Here is a 512-nt window from a genome sequence, read left to right as displayed (position 1 = left end):
TTTGAATTTTTAGGCGGCGTTCCTGACGTTGTTATTCCCGATAATCTCAGAAGTGCTGTCAGTAAAACCTGTCGCTACGAGCCTGATTTAAATCCGACGTACCACCAGTTAGCCGAGTACTTTAACGTTGCTGTCATTCCGGCTAGACCTTATAAACCCAAAGATAAATCGAAGGCTGAAGTCGGCGTACAAATTGTTGAGCGTTGGATCATGGCACGCTTACGTAACCAAACCTTCCACAGCTTAGCGCAACTCAATCATGAAATAGCAAAGCTACTAGATATGATGAACAATAAGGTGATGAAGCAATATCAACAATCACGCAAACAGCTATTTGATATGGTGGATAAAAACGCATTAAAGCCATTGCCTGAAAAGCCCTATCAATATACACAAATCAAAACAGTACGTGTGCATATTGATTACCATGTTGAAATAGAAAAACATTACTACAGCGTGCCTTATCTGTGGGTTAAAAAACAATTACGCGCACACATATCCAATCAACTCGT

General features: G+C 40.4%; 1 protein-coding gene. It reads left to right on the top strand.

The features are described 5' to 3' along the window. Window positions 1-512 (top strand): Mu transposase domain-containing protein (locus AAEY55_RS18140; RefSeq protein ID WP_407072712.1); only part of this gene is annotated, 512 nt, incomplete at both ends.

Origin of the sequence: Pseudoalteromonas sp. 120-MNA-CIBAN-0494 (assembly GCF_040308885.1) — a bacterium.
Taxonomy (GTDB): Bacteria; Pseudomonadota; Gammaproteobacteria; order Enterobacterales; family Alteromonadaceae; genus Pseudoalteromonas; species Pseudoalteromonas nigrifaciens.
Note: the sequence above shows the minus strand (reverse complement) of the source record. Positions and strands in the feature narration are given on the sequence as shown.